This window comes from Amnimonas aquatica (genome assembly GCF_002943415.1).
Taxonomy (GTDB): domain Bacteria; phylum Pseudomonadota; class Gammaproteobacteria; order Pseudomonadales; family Moraxellaceae; genus Perlucidibaca; species Perlucidibaca aquatica_A.
The window spans coordinates 1-1264 of record NZ_PTQZ01000343.1; the positions used below are offsets into that span (position 1 = coordinate 1).

General features: G+C 63.2%; 2 protein-coding genes and 1 tRNA gene. 1 reads left to right on the forward strand and 2 read right to left on the reverse strand.

The features are described 5' to 3' along the window. A partial coding sequence (locus C5O18_RS09790) for a sigma-70 family RNA polymerase sigma factor (RefSeq protein WP_241146818.1) occupies positions 1 to 464 on the reverse strand: 464 nt, incomplete at its 3' end. Positions 465 to 672: 208 nt separating this feature from the next. After that, positions 673 to 748, reverse strand: a tRNA-Phe gene (locus C5O18_RS09795). Between the two features lie 291 nt (positions 749 to 1039). On the opposite strand from C5O18_RS09795, the gene C5O18_RS09800 reads away from it, so the two are divergent. Further along, a partial coding sequence (locus C5O18_RS09800; RefSeq protein ID WP_146089346.1) for a hypothetical protein occupies positions 1040 to 1264 on the forward strand: 225 nt, incomplete at its 3' end.

A 1264-nucleotide genomic window follows, 5' to 3' on the forward strand; every position in this document is an offset into this window, starting at 1 on the left:
ATGTGGCGCTTGACGGTGATCAGCGAAAGCCCGAGCCGCGACGCGATGGCGGCATAGGTCATGCCGTCGAGCTGGGACAGGAGGAAGATGTCGCGCGTCTGTACCGGCAGGCTGTCGAGCAGGGCGTCGATGCGCACCAGCGCCTCGATGATCAGCGCCTGCTCCTCGGCCGACGGCGCCACCTGCTCCGGCCGTGCCGCCAGCGTCTCCAGCCAGGCGCGCTCGATGCCCTGGCGGCGGAAGTGATCGACCAGCAGCCCGCGCGCGATGGTGGCGAGATACGCCCGGGGCTCGTGCAGCGATGCCGGATCGCGGCGCGTGTGCATCAGGCGCACGAAAGTGTCGTGCATCATGTCCGCCGCATGACTGCCGCTGCCCAGCTGCTTGCGCAGCCAGCCCTGCAGCCAGCCATGGTGCTCGTGATACAGCACGCCGACACGTTCTTGATAGGAGAGCTCTGGCACGATGATCCAGCCGTCCGGACGCGCCGCCCGGCGGGCAGACGCGAATGACCATGAGAATTCTTCTCATCTTATGATCGGCCATCGGCCATCGGCCATGTGCAAGCGCTAGCGAGGTCTGCCTGCAGACCGCCCGGCCGGGAAACGGGCCGGCACGCTCGACGTGAAAAGCAAAAAGGCCCGACCGAAGTCGAGCCTTTTGCGAAATGAATGGTGGCCGAGGGCAGAATCGAACTGCCGACACGCGGATTTTCAATCCGCTGCTCTACCAACTGAGCTACCCGGCCACGCAAGGCGCGTATTAAAGCGGGGCGGCCCGGCAACGTCAAGCCCGAAGCCTGCCGGAACCATCTTGCGCGAAGCCTGGGTGGTCAAAACACGACCAGCACCGGCATGCCCGCCCGTCTGCCTGCAGCAACGCCCGCCGAAAGCCATGGCAACCGCCCGGATATCCGCAACCGGTAAAGGTCGTGGCCAGAGTTAACAAATAAAATTGAAAAGTTCAGTAAATCATCCGGTTGCTATCAATGCGCATGGCTTTTGTATATTCATTGATGACGTGCATTCAATGAAACGTCATGGCCAAGAAACCGTCGCCGACGCCCATCCGGTTCGACCCCGCTATCTATTATGACTACGGCATCTCCCGGCGACGGCGGCCCAAGGGTCTCCTGCTCGCCCTCTGCGTCGTGAGCGCGATCGCCGCGCTGCTCGGTCTCAAGCACGCCCTGCCCGATGCCGGAGCCGTCACGGCACTGATCGAGGCCGCCGAGTCGGTGACATTCAATCTGCGTGAAGATGCC